Raw genomic sequence first — 23,498 nt, forward strand, 5'->3', positions numbered from 1 at the left:
AGGGTTTTTCGCAGAGCATGACTGGGCTGCGTTGCGCTCGCTTATTCCTGAACGTGCCGCAGAGCAGGGAACAAGATCACGTCGCGGATGCTGGCGCTGTCGGTCAGCAGCATCATCAAGCGGTCAATGCCGATGCCGCAGCCGCCTGCGGGCGGCATGCCGTATTCGAGGGCACGCACAAAGTCGTGGTCGTAGTACATGGCTTCGTCGTCGCCGTCGTCTTTGGCGGCCACTTGGGCTTGGAAGCGTGCGGCTTGGTCTTCGGCATCGTTCAACTCACTGAAACCGTTGCCGAACTCGCGGCCAGTGATGTAGAGCTCAAAGCGCTCGGTCACTTCGGGGCGGTTGTCGTTGGCGCGGGCCAGCGGGCTGATCTCGGTCGGGTGCTCCATGATGAAGGTTGGCTCCCAGAGCTTATCTTCCACGGTTTCTTCAAAGTAGAACACCTGCAGGCTGGCGAGGCTGCGGGTGGACAGCTTGTCCTTGGCTTCGCTCATGCCCAGCTTTTTCAGAGCGTTGATCAGCCACTCGGCGTTGTCCACGTTTTCGCCAGCCTCAGTGTGCTTCACGATCGCTTCGCGGATCGTCATGCGGGCGAATGGCTTGTTCAGGTCGACGGGCTTGCCGTTGTAGGTGAGGTCCAAGGTCCCCGCAGCGGTCATGGCCGCGTCTCGGATCAGGCTTTCTGTGAAGCCCATCAGGTCTTGGTAGTTCCAGTAGGCCGCGTAGAACTCCATCATGGTGAACTCGGGGTTGTGGCGCACCGAGATGCCTTCGTTGCGGAAGTTGCGGTTGATCTCGAACACGCGCTCAAAACCTCCCACCAACAAGCGCTTGAGGTAGAGCTCGGGCGCGATGCGCAAGAACATCTCTTGGTCCAGCGCGTTGTGGTGCGTCACAAAGGGCTTGGCGTTGGCGCCACCGGGAATGGGGTGCAGCATGGGCGTTTCGACTTCCAAAAAGCCGTGTTGCACCATGAACTCGCGGATGCCGCTCACGGCCTTGCTGCGGGCCGCAAAGCGCTTGCGGGCGGCTTCGTCGGTCATCAGGTCCACGTAGCGCTGGCGGTACTTCACTTCTTGGTCTGCCACACCGTGGAACTTGTCGGGCATGGGGCGCAGGCTCTTGGTGAGCATGCGGATGCCGGTGGCGTGGATCGACAACTCGCCCGTGCGGGTCTTGAACAAATGGCCTTCGACGCCCACGATGTCGCCCAAGTCCCAGTGTTTGAACAAGGCGTACAGGTCTTCACCCACATCGTCGCGGGTCACATAGACCTGGATGCGGCCCGTGGCATCTTGTAGCGTGGCAAAGCTGGCCTTGCCCATCACGCGCTTGAGCATCATGCGGCCCGCCACCTTCGCGGTGGTTTTGGCCACGCCTTCGCCATTCAACTCTTCTGCGGTTTTTTCGCCATGGGCCTGGTGCAGGTTGGCGGCATGGTGCTCGGGCTTGAAGTCGTTGGGAAAAGCCACGCCTTTGCCTTCGGCCTGCGCCTGGCGCATGGCTTTGAGCTTCTCGCGGCGCTCGGCGATCAGTTGGTTTTCATCTTGCGCAGGAGCGGCGGGAGCGGATGGGGCAGTCGTGTCAGACATGGCGAGGTGCAGTGGGGACCGTGGCGCGTGGACGCCGCCCGATCCGGGGTTGTTGGGTGCGCGAAGGCGCAAAGCCCTCTATTTTATGAGTTTGTGGGGGGCTTCTGGCCGGGCGGTGGTGGCGTCGTGTCGGAAGGGGCCACCATGTCGCCCACCAGCTCCAGCCGCATCAGGGGTTCTTGCAGGGCAAACAGTCGGTATTTCATCTGCAGCGGCAAGGGCAGCAACTCGCCCCAGCGGTTCGAAAGCCAGCTGCAGTCCTGCAGCCGCCAGGCCTCGGCCCAGTGGGGCACCACGCTGGCTTGTTCGCTCAGCTGGGTCAGGGCCTGGTGCATTTGCGCCGACAGGTGCTGCAGGTCTTCGGGCACTTGCACCGCAGGCTCGGGCGGCAGGGGCTGTACGCGCCCCAGCCACAGGCCGTCGCTGCGCTGCTGTGTGGCCTCAATGCGAAACTTTTCCACCCCACGGCACCAGACCATCACCAATCCGGGCTGGGGCCGCTCGATGCGTTCGATCTGCACTCGCGTGCCCATGGCTTCAAACTGTTCGGCCGCTTGGCCGGGTCGGTGCACCTCGCGGCCTTGGGTGAGTGTGACCACGCCAAAACCTGAGCCTTGGCGCTCGCATTCGCCAATCATCTGCAGGTAGCGCAGCTCAAACAATTGCAAAGGCAACAAAGCGCCCGGGAACAGCACGGTGCCCAGCGGGAACAGTGGCAATTCGGTCAGGGCTTGCGGGGAAGGGGTGTCGCGATCGGGCATCTGGGTATCATCGCACGAGCAGGAGAAAAACGATGTTGTTCCAGATGGTGAGCTTGGTGTTGGATGTGGTGGCGGGCTTGGTCGCAGGCACTTGTTTGTTGCGTTTTTTGATGCAATGGCAGCGCATTTCTTTCCATCAGCCTTTGGGCCAGTTTGTGTTTGCGGTCACCGACTGGTTGGTTTTGCCGCTGCGCCGGGTGATCCCGCCATGGTCGGCCTGGGATTTGTCGAGTCTGGTGGGGGCCTTCCTCATCAAGCTGCTGCAGTACACCTTGTTGTGGCTGGTCGCGGGCGGGCAGGGGGCCTTGGCTTTGTTGCCGCTGGTCGGTCTGGTGGGCATGGCCCAGCTGGTGGTGTCGGCCCTGAGTGCGCTGGTGTTGGTGTTGGCGGTGATGTCCTGGGTCAACCCCGGCTCACCCATGTACAGCCTGGCGGCTCGCTTGAGTCAGCCCTTTTTGAAGCCTTTTCAGCGGGTGGTCCCCCTGATCGGTGGGGTGGATTTGTCGCCCGTCGCCCTGCTGGTGGTCTTGCAGTTGATCGGCATGGTGTTGGCCTCGCTGCAAATGGGCTGGATGCACTGAGCTGTTGAAAGCCTTTTAATTCATATAGCGTGCGATGGTTTTTCTTTGCTGCGCGACCTTAGATTTGGACGCCCGCTTTTTGGGCCGCCTGCCTGATCTGGGCCAGCATGCTCTGATATTCTTGAGCTGTGAGTGGCTCGCTGCTGAACTGATGAGGGATGACCTCCTCGTCCTCCGACTGCGCGAGCATGGCCTGCAGCTCGGCCGCGTACTCTGGGTCCTGTTTGGCGATCTCGTTGAGACGCTCTTGCGCTGCCTGATCGAGTGGGGTGTTTTGCTGTGCCATTTTGCTGTCCTAGTAATGATTTGAATCATTACATTTGAAGTGCATATTTCTTTTGAGGGCCTTTGTTTTGGGGGGGGTGGTCGACTCAGCTGACCGCGTCTGCCGGCTGGCGCTGCAGCATGGCCAGGGTGCTGGCGATGGTTTTGCGCAGTTCTCGGCGGTCGCAGATGAAATCCACCGCGCCCTTGGTTTGCAGGAACTCAGCGCGCTGAAAGCCCTCGGGCAAGGTCACGCGCACGGTGCTTTCGATCACACGGGGACCCGCAAAGCCGATCAGGGCTTTGGGCTCGGCAATCACCACGTCGCCCAAAAAGGCAAAACCGGCGGACACACCACCCATGGTCGGGTCGGTCAGGACGCTGATATAAGGCAGGCCTTTTTTGGCCAGGCGGGTCAAAGCGGCATTGGTCTTGGCCATTTGCATGAGAGAGAGCAGACCCTCTTGCATGCGGGCACCGCCCGTGGCCGTAAAGCAGACGAAGGGGACTTTTTGCGCGATGGCGGTTTCCACGCCGCGCACAAAACGCTCGCCCACCACCGAACCCATGGATCCCCCCATGAAGTCGAATTCGAAGCAGGCCACCACCAGATTGATGCTGTGCACCGAACCGCCCACGACCACCAGGGCGTCAGTCTCGCCGGTGTTGTCCATGGCTTCTTTCAGGCGCTCGGGGTACTTGCGGCTGTCTTTGAACTTCAGCGGGTCAACGGGCAGGACTTCCTGACCGATTTCGTACCGGCCTTCACCGTCCAGAAAGGCATTCAGGCGGGCCCGTGCACCGATGCGCAGGTGGTGGGAGCAGCCGGGGCAAACGTTCTGGTTTTCTTCCAGGTCGGTTTTGTACAGCACCGTTTCGCAGCTGGGGCACTTGACCCATAGACCTTCAGGAATTGTGCGTCGCTCAGCCGGGTCAGTGTGCTGGATTTTCGGAGGGAGTAATTTTTCTAGCCAGGACATCAGGGAGTCTCCTTGTGCTGCAGATTATCGTTGAAACGGCCCGGTTGGCCCCTGACCCGTGAGGGGCATCGGGTTCGCAGACCGGGCTCCGTCGCTCAGGCATCGAGCGCCTGTCGGATGCCTTGTAAAAATTCACTGGCCACGACGTTGATGCGGTCTGCTGGGGCGGCATCGATCAGTTGTATCAAGCGTGAGCCGATCACCACCGCATCGGCCACCTTGCTGATCGCCTTGGCGGTTTCTGCGTCGCGGATGCCGAAACCCACACCCACCGGCACGCTGACGTGCTGGCGGATGCGCGGCAGCATGGCTTCGACCGCATCGGTGTCGAGCGTGCCAGAACCGGTCACGCCCTTGAGCGAAACGTAGTAAACATAGCCGCTGGCCACTTTCGCCACTTGCTGCATGCGATCGTCGGTGCTGGTGGGGGCCAGCAAGAAGATCAGGTCCATGTTGTGGGCGCGAAGCTTGGCGGCAAATTCCACGCACTCTTCGGGCGGGTAGTCCACGATCAACACGCCGTCCACACCGGCAGCCGATGCGTCGCGGATGAAGCTGTCAGCGCCGTGTTTTTGGTCGTAGCGCTCCACCGGGTTGGCGTAGCCCATCAGCACCACCGGGGTGGTGCTGTTGTTCTGGCGGAACTCGCGCACCATGGCCAGCACCTGCACGGTGCCGATGCCCAGGGCCAGTGCTTTGTCGCCCGCCTTTTGGATCACGGGGCCATCGGCTGATGGGTCCGAGAAAGGCACCCCCAGCTCAATGATGTCGGCCCCGGCTTGGGCCATGGCGTGCATCAGCGGCACGGTGGTGCCCGCTTGCGGAAAACCGGCCGTGACATAAGGAATCAGGGCTTTGCGGCCTTGGGTTTTCAGGGCGGAGAGGGTGGCGTCGATGCGGCTCATGTTTCAGCCCTCATTTCACAAAGTTCACAGGCTGCTCGGCACCTTTGACCGATTGGCCTTGGCAGCTGGGGCGGCAGAAAAAGTCGCCGTTCGACAAATCGGCCACGGTGCCGATGTCCTTGTCGCCACGACCCGACATGTTGACAAGGATCGACTGGTCAGGGCGCATGGTTTTGGCCAACTGCATGGCGTAAGCCACCGCGTGGCTCGACTCCAGCGCGGGGATGATGCCTTCGGTACGGCACAAATAGTGGAAGGCTTCGAGCGCTTCTTTGTCAGTGATGCCCACGTATTCGGCTCGGCCGATGTCTTTGAGGAAGGCATGCTCGGGGCCGACGCCGGGGTAGTCCAGGCCCGCGCTCACGCTGTGCGTCTCGGTGATCTGGCCGTTGTCGTCTTGCAGGATGTAGGTGCGGTTGCCGTGCAGCACGCCGGGGCTTCCCATCTGCAGCGAGCACGAATGCCTGCCCGAATCCATGCCTTCGCCTGCGGCTTCCACGCCGATCAGGCGGGTGTTCTCGTGGGAAATGTAGGGGTAGAAGATGCCCATGGCGTTGCTGCCACCGCCCACGCAGGCAATCACCGCGTCCGGCTGCTGTTCGGCCATTTGCAGGCTCTTGAACATCTCGGGCATTTGCGTGAGGCACTCTTCGCCGATCACGCTCTGGAAGTCGCGCACCATCATGGGGTAGGGGTGCGGGCCTGCCACGGTGCCGATGATGTAGAAGGTGTTGTCCACGTTGGCCACCCAGTCGCGCATGGCTTCGTTCAAGGCGTCTTTCAGGGTTTTGCTGCCCGACTCAACCGGCACCACGGTCGCGCCCAGCAACTTCATGCGGTAGACATTGGGGCTTTGGCGCTTAACGTCTTCGCTGCCCATGTAGACCACGCACTCCAGCCCGTAGCGGGCGCAGATGGTGGCGGTGGCCACGCCGTGCTGGCCTGCGCCTGTTTCGGCAATGATGCGCGGTTTGCCCATGCGCTTGGCGAGCATGGCCTGTCCGATGGTGTTGTTGATCTTGTGCGCACCGGTGTGGTTCAGGTCTTCGCGCTTTAGGAAGATCTGCGCCCCGCCCATCTCGCGGCTCATGCGGGCTGCGTGGTACACGGGCGAGGGACGACCTACAAAGTGCGCCAGCTCGGACTTGAACTCGGCGATGAATTCGGGGTCATGCTGGTATTTGGTGTAGGCGGCCTTCAGCTCATTGATGGCGTGCGTCAGGGTTTCGCTGACAAAGCTGCCGCCATAAATGCCGAAATGGCCCTTGTTGTCGGGTTGTTGGTAGTCGTACATGGCAATTTGGGCTGGGGATCAACCCGGAAAAAATTCAAAGGAGGTCAGCATCGGCAGCTCGCACAGCAGCCACGAATTGCTGGATTTTTTCGGCATCTTTCAGGCCCTTGGCGGCCTCGATGCCGGAGCTCACGTCAACGGCCAGAGACAGGCCGTGTGAGCGCAGCGCCCGAATGCCGTCGCCCACGTTTGCAGGTGTGAGTCCACCAGACAAAACGAGGTGAGCATTGACGCTTGTTGGCAGGAGTGACCAATTGAATGTTTTTCCGCCGCCGCCGTATCCGTCGACATGGGCGTCGAGCAAGAGGGCGTGGGCTTGCTGGTGGATAAAGGCAAATTCTAGCAAGTCGAAGTCGGCTACCTCGGACAGGGGGATTCGGGCCGCTTTGAGGTGCGGGCGGCCTGTGAGGCGACTCATGGTTTCGCAAAATTCTGGTGTTTCATCGCCGTGAAACTGTAACCAAGCGCCCGGCACTGACTTGCATGCCGCCTGGATGCGCTCGGCCGTCTCGTTGACGAACAGCAAAACGGGCAGCGCAAAGGCGGGCAGCAGCCGGGCCAGCTCGGCAGCCCGTTCGATGCTCACGCCGCGCGGGCTGGGGGGGTACAACACAAAGCCAATGGCATCGGCCCCTGCGGCACATGCCGCCAGCACGTCGGCTTCGCGTGTGAAGCCGCACATCTTGATGCGGGTGCGCTGTTGCGGGTTCATGGCAACCAATCAAAAGCAGGGGTGGTGTCGGGCAGGCCCCATTCTGCGCTGTAAATCGGCCCGGCAAAGTACAGGCCGTCGGGCGAAAACGTGGGGGCTGCAGCATCGCGGCTTCTGGCCTCTAGCACTTCGCGCATCCAGTCAGGCGAATGGTTGCCTTGGCCAATGGTGACAAGGCAGCCCATGATGTTGCGGATCATGTGGTGCAAGAAGGCGTTGCCTTCGAACTCAAAGCGCCAATAAGCGCCATGCCGGGTGATGCGAATATGTCTCAGCGTTTTGATGGGCGACAGCGCTTGGCAGCTGCTGGCCCGAAAGGATGAAAAATCGTGTTCGCCCAGCAGGTGCTGGCTGGCTTGTTGCATCGGCGCTTCGGCCAGTGGGCGGTACACCCAGCCCACGCGACCCGCCTCCAGGCTGGGGCGCACGATCGAGTCGAGCACCACGTAGACATAGCGCCTGCCGGTGGCGCTGGCGCGGCAATGAAAGCTGTCGGGCACCACTTGCGCCCATTGCACCGAGATGTCGCAGGGCAAGTAACGGTTGGTGCCGCGAACCCAGGAATGGGCGTCGCGTTCGATCTCGGTGTCAAAGTGGACCACCTGCATCAGTCCATGCACGCCTGCATCGGTGCGGCCGGCACATAAGGTGCTGACCCGTGGTACGTCGGCAAATTTAGCCAAGGCTTTCTCAAGCTTGTCTTGTATGGTCAAGCCCGTACTTTGACTTTGCCAGCCCTGGTAAGCCGTGCCCGAATAGCAGACACCCAGCGCCAGTCTCACCGAATTTGGCCAAGCATTTGGATGGCTCGGCCCTTGATGTCGCCATGGGTTGAAGAAATGACGGACAAAAGCAAAGCCCGGGCCAGGTCGTTGTCACCCTTGGCCGACAGTTGCGCAGCAAGGTTGAGCTTGCTTTGTTCGGTGTCTTCGGCGGCGGGCTGAGTTGTTGGCGAGACCGCTTGCAGTGGTGCTGGATTTCTGAGGTGAGACGTCAACGGAATGTCATTTGCTTGGGACTGAAGGTTCAGGTCGATCGAACGCATTTGAGCGGGGATGTTGACTTGGCTTGATCCTGTTCCCATGGCCGGGCCCATGCTGGGGCTGGGAGCATCATCGTAGGACGGGGCGTAAATGGACTCGGGTTTTGACGAGTTTTTTCTCATCCAAAAGGCCACAAAGAATAAAGCGGCCAGAAAAGCGGCAGCCCAAGCCCAAAGTTGCTTGTTTTCAGTCAGGTCTTTGAGGTACGAGCCCGAGAGTGTCGTCAGTTGAGACATCGTTTCAGACGTGCCCGCACCAGGCGTTGGCGTTGCAGTCGCTGTGGATGGCGTCAAGGACGTTGTTGGGCTGTTGGATGAAGAAGGATTTTTGGCCAAGGCCTCCAGATCCTTCAGGTTTTTGTTCAAGGCGGCCAGTTGGTCTGATGTGTCTTTGGCCTCGCGGTCGCGGGCTATTTTGGCTTCTGCAGCAGTTGAACCCACGCTCGATTTGGATAAAGTCAGTTTGTCTTGCTGAGGGCTAGGAGTTTCAGTTTTTCCAGACTCTGTCGTGACCTTGCCAGACATGACGCGGCTGTTTTTGCTGTCCACCAAGAGAGGTGATTCAGCCAAGCGCTTGGCATATTCAGCAAATTCAATCGATTGAGCAATCACGATTTTTCGCGCTTGTGCTCGAGGAATTTGAGTGGCTTCTTCGACTTCGGGTATGCGCAACACAGCACCCGCCTTGATCAAATTCACGTTGCCTTGGATGAAAGCATCGGGGTTGGCCTCGAGCATGGCCAACATCATTTGGTCCAGAGAGACGTTTGGTCCCATAAACTGCAGGGCCAGCCGTGATGCAGTGTCACCCGTCCTCACTTTGACGGTTTTGTCCCCCTTGAGAGAAGTTTGACCCATGCCTTTGGGGCTGGCTTGAACGGCTGGCGCTTTCAGATTTGATGTGGGCGTGGTGCGGTTGGATTCGTTCGATCTGGCATTCGTGGTGGGTGTCTGCGCATTGTCGACTGGGGCAAAGCGGTAGACCGGAATTTGCTTGGAGTTGAGCTCGACACTGGTGGCGTTTAACGGATTGGCTGTTTCGTTGGTTCTGAAAGGGGTTACCGACGGGCTGATGGGCGCTGGTTCCTGGTTGATAACAGGCAAGTCAAGCACACGGTTATGGGTTGAAGGCGGGGAGGAGGTAGGCGCACTGGCCACCCTGTCGGAGACCGAATTGAGCAGTAAAGCGTAGTTTTTGATCAGTTTGCCCGTGGAAGATTGTGTCTCCAGGATCAAGTCGATGAAGTTTTCCTGAATCGGCGCTCGACCATTCAGCACAATGAATGGCGCGCCATTGGCGCGGGTTTGCAAACTGGCCGTGACCCCGTTCAGAGCCGGGTTGAATTCCATGCCCGCTTGAGCGAAAGCGCCAGGGGAGGCCAACTGCGCACGCAATGTGCGCAACTCGTCTGTGGAGGCCTGCGCCACTTCGATTTCGGCCCGTAGGGGTTCACCAATGGCCGAAAGAATTTGAAGCCGACCCAAATCCAGGGCCGTTGCGGGCAAAACGCATGCTGAAAAAAACAAAGCACTCAAGGCCTTCATCATGAGATTTTTTGTTTTTTGACGGTTGGATTGACCCATGGATATCCTGGAAAACTGTTGTTGTTTGAAGGTTGATCAGGCATCCAGCAAGATGCGCAGCATTCGACGCAGCGGCTCTGCTGCCCCCCAAAGCAATTGATCACCAATCGTAAAGGCACCAATATACTCTGGCCCCATGGCCAACTTACGAACACGCCCCACGGGGATGGTCATGGTGCCGGTGACCGCCACAGGTGTCAAGTCTTTGATAGTCGCTTCCCGGGTGTTAGGAATCACTTTGACCCACATGTTGTCAGCAGCGATCATGGCTTCGATGTCGGCCACGGGCACGTCTTTTTTCAGCTTGAAAGTTAAAGCCTGGCTGTGGCAGCGCATGGCACCCACGCGCACGCAAAACCCGTCCACGGGGATGGCTGCAGAGTTGAAACTCTCGCCCAGCCCCAAAATTTTGTTGGTTTCGGCCATGCCTTTCCATTCTTCCTTGGATGTGCCCCAACCGGGTTCATCCCGGTTTTTGCCGATACCCAGGTCCTTGTCGATCCAGGGAATCAGCGAGCCGCCCAGCGGCACGCCAAAGTTGGCGGTCTCAGAGGCTGTCAAGGCGCGTTGTTTGGCCACCACCAAGCGGTCGATTTCCAGAATCGCACTCTTGGGGTCGTCCAGCAAGGCTTTGACTTCGGCGTTCAGGGTGCCGTATTGGGTCAGCAACTCGCGCATGTGTTGCGCGCCGCCGCCCGAAGCCGCTTGGTAAGTCTGGGTGCTCATCCACTCGACCAAGCCGGATTTGTAAAGGGCCCCCACGCCCATCAGCATGCAAGACACGGTGCAGTTGCCACCCACCCAGTTGTTGCCACCGTGGGCCAGCGCGTTTTTGATCACGGGCATGTTGACCGGATCCAGGATAATCACCGCGTCTTTTTCCATGCGCAGGGTCGATGCGGCGTCGATCCAGTGGCCGTTCCAGCCAGCAGCGCGCAGCTTGGGGAAGACATCTGAGGTGTAGTCACCACCTTGGGCGGTGATGATGATCTCGCAACGCTTGAGTTGCTCGATGTTGAAAGCGTCTTGCAGCGTGGTTTCGTTCTTGGCCATCGCGGGGGCTTTGCCACCCGCGTTCGATGTGGAGAAGAACAGGGGCTCGATCAGATCAAAGTCTTTTTCCTGAATCATGCGGTCCATCAACACCGAGCCGACCATGCCGCGCCAGCCGACCAAACCTACTAACTTGCTCATTTCAACGCCCTTTCAGTTTTTAAAACAGTGGTTGACCAGACTGTTTGCCCGGCTCGTCTGGCCGGGGGGCGCACGACGAACCAGACTGAATCAGCCCGTAATGGTCGTGGTTTTTGTGGAAGTTGCACGCGCGCCGGTGGGTACTGCAGAGGCAGTGATCGAGTTCAGTGAGAACAGGCGGGCGTTGAACATGTCCGAAATTGTAATGGATGCTGCCTGAGGAATTCCTGACAGCATCCTTTAGGGGCTCAGCGCATGGCCTTGACCACCGCATCGCCCATTTGCGCGGTGCCCACCTTGGTGGTGCCTTCGCTCCAGATGTCGCCGGTGCGCAGACCTTGGGACAGTACTTTTTGCACAGCCGCTTCGATGCGCTCGGCGGCTTCGGGCTGGTTCAGGCTGAAGCGCAGCATCATGGCGGCTGACAAGATGGTGGCCAGCGGGTTGGCCACGCCTTTGCCCGCGATGTCGGGGGCGCTGCCGTGGCTGGGCTCGTAAAGGCCCTGACTCTTGGTGTTCAGGCTGGCCGACGGCAGCATGCCGATGGAGCCCGTCAGCATGGAGGCTTCGTCTGACAAGATGTCGCCGAACATGTTGCCAGTGACGACCACGTCAAAACGCTTGGGCTCCTTGACCAGTTGCATGGCAGCGTTGTCCACATACATGTGGTCCAGCGCGATGTCGGTGTACTCCTTGCCGACTTCGGTGACCACGTCTTTCCAGAACTGGAAGGTCTCGAGCACGTTGGCTTTGTCCACGCTGGTCACGCGGCCCTCTTTGCCTGCAGCTTTGCGCTTGCGAGCGGCCTGAAAGGCGACGTGCGCGATGCGCTCGATCTCGGGCTTGGAGTAGCGCATGGTGTCAAAGGCTTCTTCCGCTCCGGGGAAGTGGCCGTCGGTGGCGATACGGCGGCCGCGTGGCTGGCCGAAGTAAATGTCACCGGTCAGTTCGCGGATGATCAAGATGTCCAAACCCGAGATCAATTCGGGCTTGAGGCTGGACGCGCCCACCAATTGCTCGTAGCAAATCGCGGGACGGAAGTTGGCGAACAGGCCCATGTTCTTGCGCAACCCCAAAATGGCTTGCTCGGGGCGCAGGGGGCGGTCGAGTTTGTCGTATTTCCAGTCGCCCACCGCGCCAAACAGCACGGCGTCAGACGTCATGGCCAGTTTGAGCGTGGCATCGGGCAGGGGGTGACCAAAAGCGTCATACGCCGCGCCGCCGACCAAGGCGGTTTCCATCTCGAACTTAAGGTCGAGCGTGTTGAGGACTTTGACGGCTTCTGCGACGATTTCGGTGCCGATGCCATCACCGGGGAGGATTGCGATTTTCATGGGGCTTCCAAGGTTCTTTATGCGTTGACGGCGGTGTGGGCCAGCCAGGGCTTGGTGGCCAGGCGCTCGGCTTCAAAGGCCTTGATCTTTTCGGCGTGGCGCAAGGTCAGGCCGATGTCGTCCAGACCATTTAGCAAGCAGTATTTGCGGAAAGCTTGCACTTCAAACGCAATTTCTTCCCCTTGGGGGCGCACGACCACTTGCCGTTCCAGATCCACGGTGAGCTGGTAGCCAGGAAAGGCGGCGACTTCGTCGAACAATTGGGCCACCGCGGCTTCGGGCAGCACGATGGGCAGCAGGCCGTTTTTGAAGCAGTTGTTGAAAAAGATGTCGGCAAAGCTGGGCGCGATCACGCAGCGAAAGCCATATTGGTCAATGGCCCAGGGCGCGTGTTCGCGGCTGGAGCCGCAGCCGAAGTTTTTGCGGGCCAGCAAAACACTCGCGCCTTGGTAGCGCGGTTGGTTGAGCACAAACTCCGGATTGGGCTTGCGGCTGTTTGGGTCTTGGCCAGGCTCGCCCGGGTCCAAGTAGCGCCATGCGTCAAACAGGTTGGGGCCAAAGCCGGTTTTACGGATCGACTTGAGGAACTGCTTGGGGATGATGGCGTCGGTGTCCACGTTGGCGCGGTCCATTGGGGCCACGATGCCTTTGAGGAGGGTGAATTTCTGCATGGTGTGATTTCCTGGCCGCTTCAGGCGAATTTGCGGATGTCGACAAAGTGGCCGTGCACGGCAGCGGCTGCGGCCATGGCAGGGCTGACCAAGTGGGTGCGGCCACCCGCGCCCTGACGGCCTTCGAAATTGCGGTTGCTGGTGGACGCGCAACGCTCACCAGGCTCCAGCCGGTCGGCGTTCATGGCCAGGCACATCGAGCAGCCGGGCTCGCGCCACTCAAAGCCTGCGGCCTTGAAAATTTCGTGCAAGCCTTCTTTTTCAGCTTGGGCTTTGACCAAGCCCGAACCGGGCACGACCATGGCCAGCTTGACGTTCTTGGCCACTTTTTGGCCAAGCTTTTTGACGATGGCCGCGGCTTCGCGCATGTCTTCGATGCGGCTGTTGGTGCAAGAGCCAATGAAGACCTTGTCAATGGTGATGTCGGACAAGGCTTTGCCGGGCTGCAATCCCATGTAGGTCAGCGCACGCTCGATGGCGTCGCGCTTGACGTCATCTTTTTCTTTGTCCGGGTCGGGCGTGTGGCCGTCGATACCCAGCACCATTTCGGGCGAGGTGCCCCAGGTGACTTGCGGCACGATGGCGCTGGCGTCCAGCTCCACCACGGCGTCAAAGTTAGCCCCAGGGTCGGACTGCAAAGTTTTCCAGTAAGCGACAGCGTGATCCCATTCGACACCCGTGGGCGAGAGCAAACGGCCTCTGACGTACTCGATGGTTTTTTCGTCCACCGCCACCAAGCCCGCGCGCGCGCCGCCTTCGATGGCCATGTTGCAGACCGTCATGCGGCCTTCCATGGAGAGGCTTCTGATGGCGGAGCCGGCGAATTCGATGGTGTAGCCGGTGCCGCCTGCGGTGCCGATCTTGCCGATGATGGCCAGCACGATGTCTTTACCGGTGAGGCCTTTGGCCAAGTTGCCCTCGACCTTGATGAGCATGTTCTTGGCTTTTTTGGCCAACAGGGTCTGCGTGGCCATGACGTGCTCGACCTCGGAAGTGCCGATGCCGTGGGCCAGTGCGCCAAATGCGCCGTGCGTGGAAGTGTGCGAGTCGCCGCAGACCACGGTCATGCCCGGCAGGGTGGCGCCGTTTTCAGGGCCAATGACGTGCACGATGCCTTGGCGCTTGGACAGGAAGGGAAAGAAAGCGGCCGAGCCGTATTCCTTCATGTTGGCGTCGAGCGTGGTGATTTGCTCTTTGCTGATCGGGTCGGTGATGCCGTCGTAGCCCAGTTCCCAGCCGGTGGTGGGGGTGTTGTGGTCGGCAGTCGCCACGATGGAGCTGACGCGCCAGACTTTGCGACCGGCTTGGCGCAGGCCTTCAAAGGCTTGCGGACTGGTGACTTCGTGCACCAGATGGCGGTCGATGTACAAAACGGAGGTGCCGTCTTCTTCGGTGTGGACGACGTGTTCGTCCCAGATTTTGTCGTAGAGGGTGCGTGCCATGGATCTTCCTTGCTGTGCAACCGCACATTTTATGCGGATACACCCAGCGTGAGCTCACACAAGTGACAGCGTTGGGTGCTCGTTGCTGGGCGCGGGGTCAACTCAAGGGCAGTCGAATGCCGGCCTGGGGGGTGTTTACAGTTCTTCTACGCGCCGAGGGGGGTAGCTGTCCCAAGACTGGCAGCCCGGGCAATGCCAAAAGTGTTCTTTGGCTTCAAAGCCGCAAGCGGCGCAGCGGTAGCGGGCCAAAGGTTTGGTGGCGTTTTCCAGCGTTTTTTGCACCGGCTCAGGCAAGGCGCCCCATTTGTGATGATCCCCATTGAGCCAGCGGCTCGCGGCCATCATGGAGGGGTGGTTTTGCAGATGGTTCAGGTAGCGTTGCAAGGCGGGGGCATCTGGCTTGGCCGCAGACTGGGAGTTTTGTGCTTCTAGGGCCGTGATCGCGTCCAGCACATCGATGCAGGGGTGGCGCAGGTAATGGGCTTGCAGCAAAGCGCTGGCGCTGGCCGCCTTGTCGCAGGCCAGGGCTGCTTGTGCAAAGCTGGCAGCGGCCAAGGGGGCTGCCATGTCGTTGTGCTCAAACAAGACCGACAAGGTGTCGTAAGCGGCGGGCGCCTGGCCGTGGCTCAGCTGCAATTGCCCCATCAACAGGCGGGGTCTTGGGGCATGGGGGTGGGCTTGCAGAGCATGCGCCAACAATTCCAGCGCTTTGGCGCTGTCGCCCTTTTGCACCGCTTCGCGGGCTTGCTCGCATTGGTAATGCGCCAAGCGAATGCCAAAGTCAGCTTCCCCAGACTTTTCGAGTAAGAGGGCAACTTCGGCGGCTTCGGGCCACTCGCGGGAGCGTTCGTAAATGGCCATGCGGGCCAGTCGGGCTTGGCCTTCGTAAGAAGTGCCCTCGAGCTTGCGCAGTGCTTCTTCGGCACGGTCCAGCAAACCCGCTTTCAAATAATCGAGCGCCAGCCCGTGTTGTGCCCTTTGACGGTCGGCGTGGCTGATGTCGGCACGTGAGAGCAGGTGTTCATGCACCCGCACCGCCCGGTCATATTCGCCCCGGCGGCGGAACAAATTGCCCAGGGCGAAGTGCAATTCGGAGGTGTCAGGGTCGTTTTGCACCGCCTCAATGAAAGAATCAATGGCTTGGTCTTGCTGCTCGTTGAGCAAATGATTCAGACCTTTGAAATAGGCGCGGGGTGCTTGCCGGTTGGCGATGCGCATTTGGCGCAAGTCAAGACGCGACGCAATCCAGCCTAAGGCAAAGGCCGTGGGCAGTCCCAGCAAAATCCAGGTCAGGTCAAGCTCCATCGGTCACCTCGGACGTGGGTGCAGGGGAAGCAGGCGGGGTGTTTTTCTTGACGGCTTGACGTTCACGCCACCAGCGCGGCACCATGCCCAGCACGCCGACCACCACGCCCAGCGTGAAGGCAGACAGCACCACCAACACCGTGGGGGCTGACCAGTAGGTGCTGAAAAAAAAGTTCACACGGGTCTCTTGCTGATTGTTCAGCGCGAAAGCAAACAGGGTGAAGAAAATGGTGGCCTTCAGCAACCACTGAAGCAGCCAGAGCAGGCGTTTCATGAATGGACCTCGTCAGCACAAACCATTCTAAAGGCGCAAACGAAAGAACCGGTGATACGGTCGTGGACAAAGCCGCAGGCATCAGCCTTGCAGGTCATTTGCGTCCGTTTTCAGTGTCGTTGGCTTGGGCCAAGGTGCCAGCGTCCACAGCTTCTCTCAAAGCTTTGCCGGGTTTGAAATGGGGGACCCGTTTTTCGGGGATTTGAACGCTCTCGCCGGAGCGCGGATTGCGGCCCACACGCGGTGGACGGCGGTTGATGGAGAAACTGCCAAAGCCACGAATCTCAATGCGGTGACCTTTGACCAGCGCATCGCTCATGGCGTCGAGCACCGATTTGACGGCCAATTCGGCGTCACGGTGGGTCAGCTGCGCAAAGCGTGCAGCAAGTTCTTCAACCAGATCGGAGCGGGTCATGGTGTCAATTTGTTGAGGGGTGACTTTTGTTGCCTTGGACACGGACCTGAAAAAAGCCTGCCCCCATCACAGGGGCAGGCTTTTCAGACAACGGTTGTCATCAAATCACAAAGATCAGTTGTTGTCGAGCTTGGCACGCAACAATGCGCCCAGGCTGGTCGTGCCAGCGTTCTCGGTCTTGGATTGCTGCGACAGCGAAGCCATGGCTTCTTGCTGGTCAGCTTGGTCCTTGGCTTTGATGGACAACTGGATGTTGCGGGTCTTGCGGTCCACGTTGACCACGACTGCAGTGACTTCGTCGCCAACTTTGAGCACATGGCTGGCGTCTTCCACGCGGTCACGCGAGATTTCGGATACGCGCAGGTAACCGATGATGTCTTCGCCCAAGTCGATTTCAGCGCCCTTGGCATCCACGGTCTTCACCTTGCCGGTGACGATCTGGCCCTTGTCGTTGATCGACACAAAAGTGGTGAAAGGATCTGAGTCGAGCTGTTTGATGCCCAAGCTGATGCGCTCGCGGTCCACGTCCACAGCCAAGACCAAAGCCTCAACTTCTTGACCCTTCTTGAATTCGCGCACAGCGTTTTCGCCGGTTTCATTCCAGGACAAGTCAGACAAGTGCACCAAGCCGTCGATGCCGGCAGCCAAGCCCACGAACACGCCGAAGTCGGTGATCGACTTGATCGGGCCCTTCACGCGGTCGCCGCGCTTGGTGTTCTGAGCAAACTCTTGCCATGGGTTGGCGCGGCACTGCTTCATGCCCAAGCTGATGCGGCGCTTGTCTTCGTCGATCTCGAGGACCATGACTTCAACTTCGTCACCCAATGCAACGATCTTGGAAGGCGCAACGTTCTTGTTGGTCCAGTCCATCTCGGACACGTGGACCAAGCCTTCGATGCCTGGCTCGAGTTCGACAAACGCGCCGTAGTCGGCGATGTTGGTGATCTTGCCGAACATGCGGGTGCTTTGCGGGTAGCGGCGGTTCACGCCCATCCATGGGTCGTCGCCCATTTGCTTGAGGCCCAAGGACACACGGTTTTTCTCGGTGTCGAACTTGAGGATCTTGGCGGTGATTTCCTGACCAGCCGTGACCACTTCGGAGGGGTGACGGACACGGCGCCATGCCATGTCCGTGATGTGCAACAGGCCGTCGATGCCGCCCAGGTCCACGAACGCACCGTATTCGGTGATGTTCTTGACCACACCGTGAACGATGGAGCCTTCGCGCAATGTTTCCATCAGCTTGGCGCGCTCTTCGCCCATCGAGGCTTCCACCACAGCGCGGCGTGACAACACGACGTTGTTGCGCTTGCGGTCGAGCTTGATGACCTTGAATTCCAGGGTTTTGTTCTCGTAGGGAGACAGGTCTTTGGTGGGACGTGTGTCGACCAAAGAGCCGGGCAAGAAAGCGCGGATGCCGTTGACCAAAACAGTCAGGCCGCCTTTGACTTTGCCGCTGGTCACGCCAGTGACGAACTCGCCCGATTCGAGGGCTTTTTCCAGAGACATCCACGAAGACAGACGCTTGGCCGTGTCACGCGACAAGATGGTGTCGCCGTAACCGTTTTCGATGGAGCCGATGGCCACGGAGACAAAGTCGCCGACCTGGACTTCGATTTCACCTTGGTCGTTCTTGAACTCTTCGAGGGGCACATAAGACTCGGACTTGAGACCGGCGTTGACCACAACGAAGTTGTGCTCGATGCGCACGACTTCAGCGGTGATGACTTCACCTGGGCGCATTTCGGTGCGCGTCAGTGATTCTTCGAATAGGGCGGCAAATGATTCAGACATGTTGTTTCCTCATCCACAAGTGCAGGACTGACGAGCGCGACATGCGTCGTTTCCAGGAGCTGACTGTGGCGATTGGTTTGCGGTGTGAGCCGCGGTTGGTTTTAAAAAAACCACCTGACCAGTGTGCAAGCTGCACGATAAGAGCCAAGTGGAACTTTGGGTCAGCCTGCACAGGGCGGGCTGGGGTGGCTGTTTTCGGTTTGTTAACTTCCGTTGATCAACCGAAAACCTGCCGACTTTGCCACCAGACCATCACTTGTTCCACCGAAGCTTCGATGGACAAGGACGAGTTGTCCAGTCGCAAGGCATCTTGTGCGGGCTTGAGGGGCGCTGCGCTGCGGGAAATGTCCCGGGCGTCGCGCGCTTCCAAGTCAGCGCGAAGAGCGTCGATATTAGCCGAAAAACCCTTAAAAATCAATTGCTTATGCCGTCTTTCGGCCCTTTGGGCAGCGCTGGCGGTCAAAAACACCTTCAAAGGGGCTTGCGGAAAGATCACCGTGCCCATGTCGCGGCCGTCGGCCAGCAGGCCGGGCAGGCGCTGAAAACTGTGTTGCAGATCGACCAGCGCTTGGCGCACTGCTGGCAAGACAGAGACTTTGGAGGCGTTCATGCCGCCTTGCTCGCTGCGGATCGCGTCGGTCACGTCCACGTTGTTCAGCAGCACCTGCTCGCCTTCAAAGCGCACGGGCAGGCAGCGGGCCAGCTCGGCAATGGCGGCTTCGTCTGCGGTTTCGAGTGTGAGGCCAGCTTGCAAAGCTGCATGGGCCGTGACGCGGTAGAGCGCGCCCGAGTCCAGGTAGTGGTAGCCCAAAGCGGCGGCGACGCGGCTGGCCAGTGTGCCTTTGCCCGAGGCCGTGGGGCCGTCGATGCAGATCACGGGGATATTATGGGGACTGGTGTGCGCCACCGAAAACAGGGCCTCGAAATAGTCGGGGAAGGTCTTGGCCACGCATTGGGGGTCTTCGATGCGCACGGGCACCTGATCGGCGTTGAAGGCCGCCAGCGAGAAGCACATGGCCACCCGGTGGTCGTCGTAGGTGTGGATGCTGGCGCGCTGCCACTTGTCCGCAGGCAGGGGGTGGATGGTGATCCAGTCCGGGCCTTCTTCGACGGTGGCACCGAGCTTGCGGCTTTCGTTGGCCATGGCCGCGATGCGGTCGGTTTCCTTGACGCGCCAGCTGGCGATGTTGAGCAGCGTGGTCGGGCCGTCCGCATACAGCGCCATCACGGCCAAGGTCATGGCCGCGTCGGGGATGTGGTTGCAATCCAGCGTGATGCCCTTCAGCGGCCAGGCACCGCGCTGAATTTCGAGCCAGTTGGGGCCGCTGGTTATCTTGGCGCCCATTTGCGCTGCGGCTTCCATGAAGCGGATGTCGCCCTGGATGGAGTCGGCGCCCACGCCTTGAATGCGGATGCCTTTTCCTTCAGCGATGGCGCCTAAAGCGATGAAGTAGCTGGCCGAAGATGCATCGGCCTCGACGTGGATGCTGCCGGGCGACTGGTAACGGCTGCCCGCCGGGATCACAAAGCACTCCCAGCCCTGCCGTTCCACAGCGATGCCGTAGCGGGCCAGCAGGTTGAGCGTGATTTCGATGTAGGGCTTGCTGATGAGTTCGCCCACCACCTCGATGGTGATGGCGCGGTCCTGCGCTGCCAATGGCAGGGCCATCAACAAGGCGGTCAAAAATTGGCTGGACACATCACCACGCACGGGGATGGGTTTTTCAAGTTGAAGTTGGGGCCGGCCGATGCGCAAAGGCGGAAAGCCTTCGTTGCCCAGGTAGTCGATGGCGCAGCCGAGTTCGCGCAGGGCATCTACCAAGTCGCCAATCGGGCGTTCGTGCATGCGGGGCACGCCTTTGAGCGTGAAGTCACCGCCCTGCACAGCCAACGCCGCCGTCAGTGGGCGCATGGCCGTGCCTGCGTTGCCCATGAAAAATTCAATCGCCTCAGTCGGCCAGGTGCGCCCGCCCAGTCCGGTGATGGTGACGGTGGTGCCTGCCACATCGACCCCGCAGCCCAATTGGTGCAGCGCCGCCAGCATCACGCGGGTGTCGTCCGACTCGAGCAAGTCGTGCACCACGGTCGTGCCTTGGCACAAGGCCGAGAGCAGCAGCACGCGGTTGGAAATGCTTTTGGACCCGGGCAGGGTGACGGTGCCGGACGCGCCTTGCAGCGCAGGGATGTCAAGGAAAGCGGTGGAGAACATAGGGGTCAGTCTTCTGAGGCTGTGTTGCAAGCGTGACCGGCTTGCAGTGTCCAGGCCGAGCGCACATCGCTGGCTTGTTGAATCAGTTGTTGCAGCGTTTGGGTGTCGCCTTGTTTCAGGGTATTTTCAAATGCGTCGAGTGCAGTGCGAAAGTGCGCCAATTGCGTGAAGACTTCCTCTTGGTTGGCGCTCAAGATGTCGCGCCACACCGATGCATCTGAAGCGGCGATGCGTGAAAAATCCCGAAATCCCGGACCAGCCATCTCCAAAAACGCAGGGCCTTGCGGCTGGGCCGTCAGTGCATTCACGGCGGCAAAGGCCAGCAAATGTGGCAAGTGGCTGACGGCGGCAAAAGTAGCGTCATGGGTCTCCGCTGTCATCTGGCTCACATGGCTACCGATGGCAGTCCAGATTTCGCTGGCTGTTTTTATCTGGCCGATGCTGTTTTGCGGCAAAGGCGTGAGGATGGTGCGGCGTGCTTGGTAAAGCGAAGCCTCGGCATGCTCAATGCCCGCGACTTCTTTGCCCGCAATCGGATGGGCGGGCACAAAGCAACTCAGGCGATCGCCCAGTGTGGCAAGTGCAGCGGCAATCACATCGCACTTGGTCGAGCCCACGTCCATCAGCAAGGCGTTGGCGTGCAGTGCTTCGCGCATGGCGGTAAAGCTGTTTTGCATCGCGCCCACAGGAACGGCCAGTAAAACAAGATCTGCGCCTTGCACCGCATCGGCCACACTGGTGCAGGCGTGGTCGATGACTAGAAGTTCCACCGCACGTTGACGGGTTTTTTCAGAGGCGCTGAAGCCGACAATGGTTTGAACAAGACCTGCTTCGCGCAAAGCGAGTGCAAACGAACCGCCCATTAGGCCGCAGCCAATCAGGGCCAAGCGTTGGAACTTCACTGTGGGCTCACTCGGGCACAGGGTAGGAACCCAGAACCTTGTAGAACGCGCACAGGCCCTGCAACTCTTGCAAAGCGGCGGCCACATGCGGCTCGCTGATGTGGCCTTGCAGGTCGATGTAGAAGTAATACTCCCATTGACCTGATTTGGCGGGGCGCGACTCAAAGCGGGTCATGGACACGCCGTTGTTCTTGAGCGGCACCAGCAAATCGTGCACGGCCCCTGGACGGTTAGGCACCGACACCACCAGGCTGGTGCAGTCTTTGCCCGAGGCAGGCGGTGTGGCCAAGGTTTGCGGCAAAGCGATCACGGCAAAGCGGGTGCGGTTGAACGCTTCGTCCTGGATGGCGTGGTGCACGATGTGCAGGCCAAACTGGCTGGCGGCGCGCTCGCTGGCCAGCGCGGCCCAGGCTGGGTTGGTGGCGGCCAAGCGCGCGCCTTCGGCGTTGCTCGACACGGCGCGGCGCTCCACATGTGGCAGGTGTTTGGACAGCCAGCCCTGGCACTGGGCCAGCGCCTGGGGGTGGGCCATCACGACCTCGATGCCCGCGTCAGAGTTAAGCTGGCGCAGCAAATTGAAGCGCACCTGCAGGCTGACTTCGCCCACCACATGCACGGGCGAACGCAAGAACAAATCGAGCGAGCGGGCCACCACGCCTTCGGTGGAGTTTTCCATGCCCACCACGCCATATTGGGCGGAGCCTGCAGCGGTGGCGTGAAAGACTTCGTCGAAGTTGGCGCAGTAAATCAGGTTGGCCGCACTGCCAAAAAATTCAATCGCTGCTTGTTCGCAAAACGTGCCCTGAGGCCCAAGCACTGCCACGCGCTGTGGCGCCTCCAGGGCCAAGCAGGCCGACATGATCTCGCGCCAAATGGAAGCGATGTGTTCGTTTTTCAGCGGGCCGGGGTTGGCTTGGGTGATCTTGTCGATGACTTGCGCCACGCGGTCGGGGCGAAAGAAGGGCGAGCCTTCGGCACGTTTGATCTCACCGACTTTTTCGGCCACATGAGCGCGTTGGTTCAGCAAGCTCAGCAGCTGTTTGTCCAGTGCGTCAATCTGAACACGCAAAGCGCCCAGGGCGTCCGATTGAATGGGGGGTTGGCTCATGTCTCGTGGTCTTTCTGGCGGCTTGTTTTCGAAGTGCTTCAGGCCTGTGTTTTTTCAAATTGACGCATGTAGGCCACCAGCGCCTGCACGCCTTCGAGGGGCATGGCGTTGTAAATGCTGGCACGCATGCCGCCTACTGACTTGTGCCCTTTGAGTTGCAGCAAGTTGGCGGCTTTGGCCCCGGCCAAAAAGGCCTCGTTGCGCGATTCGTCACGCAAGAAAAAGGGCACGTTCATGCGCGAGCGGCAGTCCTTGGCCACACGGTTTTCAAACAAGCTGGAGCCGTCCAGAAAGTCGTACAGCAGTTGCGCTTTGGCGATGTTGCGCTGCTGCATGGCTGTAATACCGCCATGTTTTTTGAGCCACTGGAACACCAGCCCCGCGATATAAATGCTGTAGGTGGGCGGGGTGTTGTACATCGACTGGTTATCGGCCACCAGCTTGTAATCAAAAGCGCTGGGGCAATGCGGCAGGGCATGGCCGATCAAGTCTTCGCGCACGATGACCAAGGTCAGCCCGGCGGGCCCCAGGTTTTTTTGCGCACCGCCAAAGGCCAGGCCCACCCGAGACCAATCTACAGGACGAGACGCAACATGCGAAGAAAAATCCACCACCAGTGGGGCATCGCAGCCCAAGGCTTTGAGGTCGGGCAGTTCGTGGAACTCGACACCGTGAATGGTTTCATTGCTGCAAATGTGCACGTAGCGGCTGTTTGCGCCCACCTGCCAAGTGGCAGGGGCGGGCAGGGTGGTAAAGCCTTCCACCTGACCCGATGCGGCCACGCGTGCGGTGCCGTATTTGCCCGCTTCCTTGAGCGACTTTTGGCTCCAACTGCCCGTGAGCACAAAGTCCATCGCCCCGCCATGCGACAGGTTCAGCGGCACGATGGCATTTTCGGCCAAGCCACCGCCTTGCATGAACAAAACCTTGAAGTGGGTAGGCACCGCCAACAATTCGCGCAAGTCGGTTTCGGCTTGCTCGTAAATGCTGATGAACTCCTTGCCGCGATGGCTCATCTCCATCACGCTCATGCCCGAGCCGTGCCAGTCGAGCATCTCAGCTGCGGCTTGTTGCAGCACGGCCTCGGGCATGACGGCAGGGCCTGCCGAAAAGTTGAAAGCGCGCCCCATCA

22 protein-coding genes are annotated in these 23,498 nt (G+C 59.8%); 1 reads left to right on the plus strand and 21 read right to left on the minus strand.

All coding sequences use genetic code 11. The features are described 5' to 3' along the window. Window positions 1-41: 41 nt before the first annotated feature. Both lysS and B9Z49_RS08410 read right to left on the minus strand, forming a co-directional pair. Window positions 42-1,595, minus strand: coding sequence for a lysine--tRNA ligase (gene lysS, locus B9Z49_RS08405; RefSeq protein WP_108352986.1), 1,554 nt, complete (start codon window positions 1,593-1,595; stop codon window positions 42-44). A gap of 83 nt (window positions 1,596-1,678) precedes the next feature. Then, window positions 1,679-2,356, minus strand: a complete 678-nt coding sequence (locus B9Z49_RS08410; RefSeq protein ID WP_108352987.1) for an LON peptidase substrate-binding domain-containing protein — start codon at window positions 2,354-2,356, stop codon at window positions 1,679-1,681. 32 nt (window positions 2,357-2,388) lie between these two features. Here B9Z49_RS08410 and B9Z49_RS08415 point away from each other — a divergent pair, with 32 nt between their 5' ends. Then, complete coding sequence (locus tag B9Z49_RS08415; RefSeq protein WP_108352988.1) at window positions 2,389-2,937, plus strand: YggT family protein; 549 nt, start codon at window positions 2,389-2,391, stop codon at window positions 2,935-2,937. Between the two features lie 58 nt (window positions 2,938-2,995). Here B9Z49_RS08415 and B9Z49_RS08420 read toward each other — a convergent pair whose 3' ends face one another. The 19 genes from B9Z49_RS08420 to serC form a co-directional block, all read right to left on the minus strand. After that, a complete protein-coding gene (locus B9Z49_RS08420; RefSeq protein ID WP_108352989.1) occupies window positions 2,996-3,223 on the minus strand; it encodes a hypothetical protein in 228 nt (75 codons plus the stop codon). A gap of 85 nt (window positions 3,224-3,308) precedes the next feature. Next, window positions 3,309-4,181 (minus strand): acetyl-CoA carboxylase, carboxyltransferase subunit beta, encoded by an 873-nt coding sequence (accD, locus tag B9Z49_RS08425; protein ID WP_108352990.1) that lies wholly within the window; start codon window positions 4,179-4,181, stop codon window positions 3,309-3,311. Between the two features lie 95 nt (window positions 4,182-4,276). Further along, window positions 4,277-5,086, minus strand: a complete 810-nt coding sequence (gene trpA / locus B9Z49_RS08430; protein ID WP_108352991.1) for a tryptophan synthase subunit alpha — start codon at window positions 5,084-5,086, stop codon at window positions 4,277-4,279. 10 nt (window positions 5,087-5,096) lie between these two features. Continuing rightward, window positions 5,097-6,380 carry a tryptophan synthase subunit beta gene (gene trpB / locus B9Z49_RS08435; RefSeq protein WP_108352992.1) on the minus strand — a complete coding sequence of 428 codons (1,284 nt, stop codon included), beginning with the start codon at window positions 6,378-6,380 and terminating at the stop codon, window positions 5,097-5,099. A gap of 34 nt (window positions 6,381-6,414) precedes the next feature. Then, window positions 6,415-7,092: a phosphoribosylanthranilate isomerase gene (locus B9Z49_RS08440; protein ID WP_108352993.1), complete on the minus strand. Its 678-nt coding sequence runs from the start codon at window positions 7,090-7,092 to the stop codon at window positions 6,415-6,417. Continuing rightward, window positions 7,089-7,874, minus strand: a complete 786-nt coding sequence (truA, locus tag B9Z49_RS08445) for a tRNA pseudouridine(38-40) synthase TruA (protein WP_108352994.1) — start codon at window positions 7,872-7,874, stop codon at window positions 7,089-7,091. Before truA ends, B9Z49_RS08440 begins: the two co-directional genes overlap by 4 nt. Continuing rightward, window positions 7,871-9,682, minus strand: a complete 1,812-nt coding sequence (locus B9Z49_RS08450) for a FimV/HubP family polar landmark protein (protein WP_158273456.1) — start codon at window positions 9,680-9,682, stop codon at window positions 7,871-7,873. The genes truA and B9Z49_RS08450 overlap by 4 nt, the downstream gene beginning before the upstream one ends. A 72-nt stretch (window positions 9,683-9,754) precedes the next feature. Further along, window positions 9,755-10,912, minus strand: coding sequence for an aspartate-semialdehyde dehydrogenase (asd, locus tag B9Z49_RS08455; protein ID WP_108352996.1), 1,158 nt, complete (start codon window positions 10,910-10,912; stop codon window positions 9,755-9,757). A 248-nt stretch (window positions 10,913-11,160) separates the two neighbouring features. Then, window positions 11,161-12,246, minus strand: coding sequence for a 3-isopropylmalate dehydrogenase (leuB, locus tag B9Z49_RS08460; protein WP_108352997.1), 1,086 nt, complete (start codon window positions 12,244-12,246; stop codon window positions 11,161-11,163). Between the two features lie 17 nt (window positions 12,247-12,263). Then, the gene (gene leuD / locus B9Z49_RS08465) at window positions 12,264-12,917 is read right to left on the minus strand and encodes a 3-isopropylmalate dehydratase small subunit (RefSeq protein WP_108352998.1); all 654 of its coding nucleotides are present in this window, start codon (window positions 12,915-12,917) and stop codon (window positions 12,264-12,266) included. A gap of 20 nt (window positions 12,918-12,937) precedes the next feature. After that, window positions 12,938-14,359 (minus strand): 3-isopropylmalate dehydratase large subunit, encoded by a 1,422-nt coding sequence (gene leuC / locus B9Z49_RS08470; RefSeq protein ID WP_108352999.1) that lies wholly within the window; start codon window positions 14,357-14,359, stop codon window positions 12,938-12,940. A 135-nt stretch (window positions 14,360-14,494) separates the two neighbouring features. Next, window positions 14,495-15,664 carry a lipopolysaccharide assembly protein LapB gene (gene lapB, locus B9Z49_RS08475; RefSeq protein WP_108353000.1) on the minus strand — a complete coding sequence of 390 codons (1,170 nt, stop codon included), beginning with the start codon at window positions 15,662-15,664 and terminating at the stop codon, window positions 14,495-14,497. Next, window positions 15,654-15,938 (minus strand): lipopolysaccharide assembly protein LapA domain-containing protein, encoded by a 285-nt coding sequence (locus B9Z49_RS08480; RefSeq protein WP_108353001.1) that lies wholly within the window; start codon window positions 15,936-15,938, stop codon window positions 15,654-15,656. Before B9Z49_RS08480 ends, lapB begins: the two co-directional genes overlap by 11 nt. 94 nt (window positions 15,939-16,032) lie before the next feature. Further along, a complete protein-coding gene (locus B9Z49_RS08485) occupies window positions 16,033-16,395 on the minus strand; it encodes an integration host factor subunit beta (protein ID WP_369913500.1) in 363 nt (120 codons plus the stop codon). A gap of 72 nt (window positions 16,396-16,467) precedes the next feature. After that, the gene (gene rpsA / locus B9Z49_RS08490) at window positions 16,468-18,147 is read right to left on the minus strand and encodes a 30S ribosomal protein S1 (protein ID WP_108353002.1); all 1,680 of its coding nucleotides are present in this window, start codon (window positions 18,145-18,147) and stop codon (window positions 16,468-16,470) included. Window positions 18,148-18,364: 217 nt separating this feature from the next. Further along, window positions 18,365-20,356, minus strand: a complete 1,992-nt coding sequence (locus B9Z49_RS08495) for a bifunctional 3-phosphoshikimate 1-carboxyvinyltransferase/cytidylate kinase (protein ID WP_108353003.1) — start codon at window positions 20,354-20,356, stop codon at window positions 18,365-18,367. Window positions 20,357-20,361: 5 nt separating this feature from the next. Further along, entirely contained in the window at window positions 20,362-21,258 is an 897-nt protein-coding gene (locus B9Z49_RS08500; protein WP_233254561.1) for a prephenate dehydrogenase/arogenate dehydrogenase family protein, read from the minus strand. 7 nt (window positions 21,259-21,265) lie between these two features. Continuing rightward, window positions 21,266-22,366 (minus strand): prephenate dehydratase, encoded by a 1,101-nt coding sequence (gene pheA, locus B9Z49_RS08505; RefSeq protein ID WP_108353005.1) that lies wholly within the window; start codon window positions 22,364-22,366, stop codon window positions 21,266-21,268. Between the two features lie 38 nt (window positions 22,367-22,404). After that, entirely contained in the window at window positions 22,405-23,496 is a 1,092-nt protein-coding gene (gene serC, locus B9Z49_RS08510; RefSeq protein ID WP_108353006.1) for a 3-phosphoserine/phosphohydroxythreonine transaminase, read from the minus strand. Between the last annotated feature and the right edge of the window lie 2 nt (window positions 23,497-23,498).

Origin of the sequence: Limnohabitans sp. 2KL-51, from assembly GCF_003063645.1 — a bacterium.
Taxonomy (GTDB): Bacteria; Pseudomonadota; Gammaproteobacteria; order Burkholderiales; family Burkholderiaceae_C; genus Limnohabitans_A.

Coding starts and splice junctions, on each gene's coding strand:
- lysS (WP_108352986.1), bottom strand. CDS start 1,595: ATGTCTGACACGACTGCCCCATCCGCTCCCGCCGCTCCTGCGCAAGAT.
- B9Z49_RS08410 (WP_108352987.1), bottom strand. CDS start 2,356: ATGCCCGATCGCGACACCCCTTCCCCGCAAGCCCTGACCGAATTGCCA.
- B9Z49_RS08415 (WP_108352988.1), top strand. CDS start 2,389: ATGTTGTTCCAGATGGTGAGCTTGGTGTTGGATGTGGTGGCGGGCTTG.
- B9Z49_RS08420 (WP_108352989.1), bottom strand. CDS start 3,223: ATGGCACAGCAAAACACCCCACTCGATCAGGCAGCGCAAGAGCGTCTC.
- accD (WP_108352990.1), bottom strand. CDS start 4,181: ATGTCCTGGCTAGAAAAATTACTCCCTCCGAAAATCCAGCACACTGAC.
- trpA (WP_108352991.1), bottom strand. CDS start 5,086: ATGAGCCGCATCGACGCCACCCTCTCCGCCCTGAAAACCCAAGGCCGC.
- trpB (WP_108352992.1), bottom strand. CDS start 6,380: ATGTACGACTACCAACAACCCGACAACAAGGGCCATTTCGGCATTTAT.
- B9Z49_RS08440 (WP_108352993.1), bottom strand. CDS start 7,092: ATGAACCCGCAACAGCGCACCCGCATCAAGATGTGCGGCTTCACACGC.
- B9Z49_RS08450 (WP_158273456.1), bottom strand. CDS start 9,682: ATGATGAAGGCCTTGAGTGCTTTGTTTTTTTCAGCATGCGTTTTGCCC.
- asd (WP_108352996.1), bottom strand. CDS start 10,912: ATGAGCAAGTTAGTAGGTTTGGTCGGCTGGCGCGGCATGGTCGGCTCG.
- leuB (WP_108352997.1), bottom strand. CDS start 12,246: ATGAAAATCGCAATCCTCCCCGGTGATGGCATCGGCACCGAAATCGTC.
- leuD (WP_108352998.1), bottom strand. CDS start 12,917: ATGCAGAAATTCACCCTCCTCAAAGGCATCGTGGCCCCAATGGACCGC.
- leuC (WP_108352999.1), bottom strand. CDS start 14,359: ATGGCACGCACCCTCTACGACAAAATCTGGGACGAACACGTCGTCCAC.
- lapB (WP_108353000.1), bottom strand. CDS start 15,664: ATGGAGCTTGACCTGACCTGGATTTTGCTGGGACTGCCCACGGCCTTT.
- B9Z49_RS08480 (WP_108353001.1), bottom strand. CDS start 15,938: ATGAAACGCCTGCTCTGGCTGCTTCAGTGGTTGCTGAAGGCCACCATT.
- rpsA (WP_108353002.1), bottom strand. CDS start 18,147: ATGTCTGAATCATTTGCCGCCCTATTCGAAGAATCACTGACGCGCACC.
- B9Z49_RS08495 (WP_108353003.1), bottom strand. CDS start 20,356: ATGTTCTCCACCGCTTTCCTTGACATCCCTGCGCTGCAAGGCGCGTCC.
- pheA (WP_108353005.1), bottom strand. CDS start 22,366: ATGAGCCAACCCCCCATTCAATCGGACGCCCTGGGCGCTTTGCGTGTT.
- serC (WP_108353006.1), bottom strand. CDS start 23,496: ATGGGGCGCGCTTTCAACTTTTCGGCAGGCCCTGCCGTCATGCCCGAG.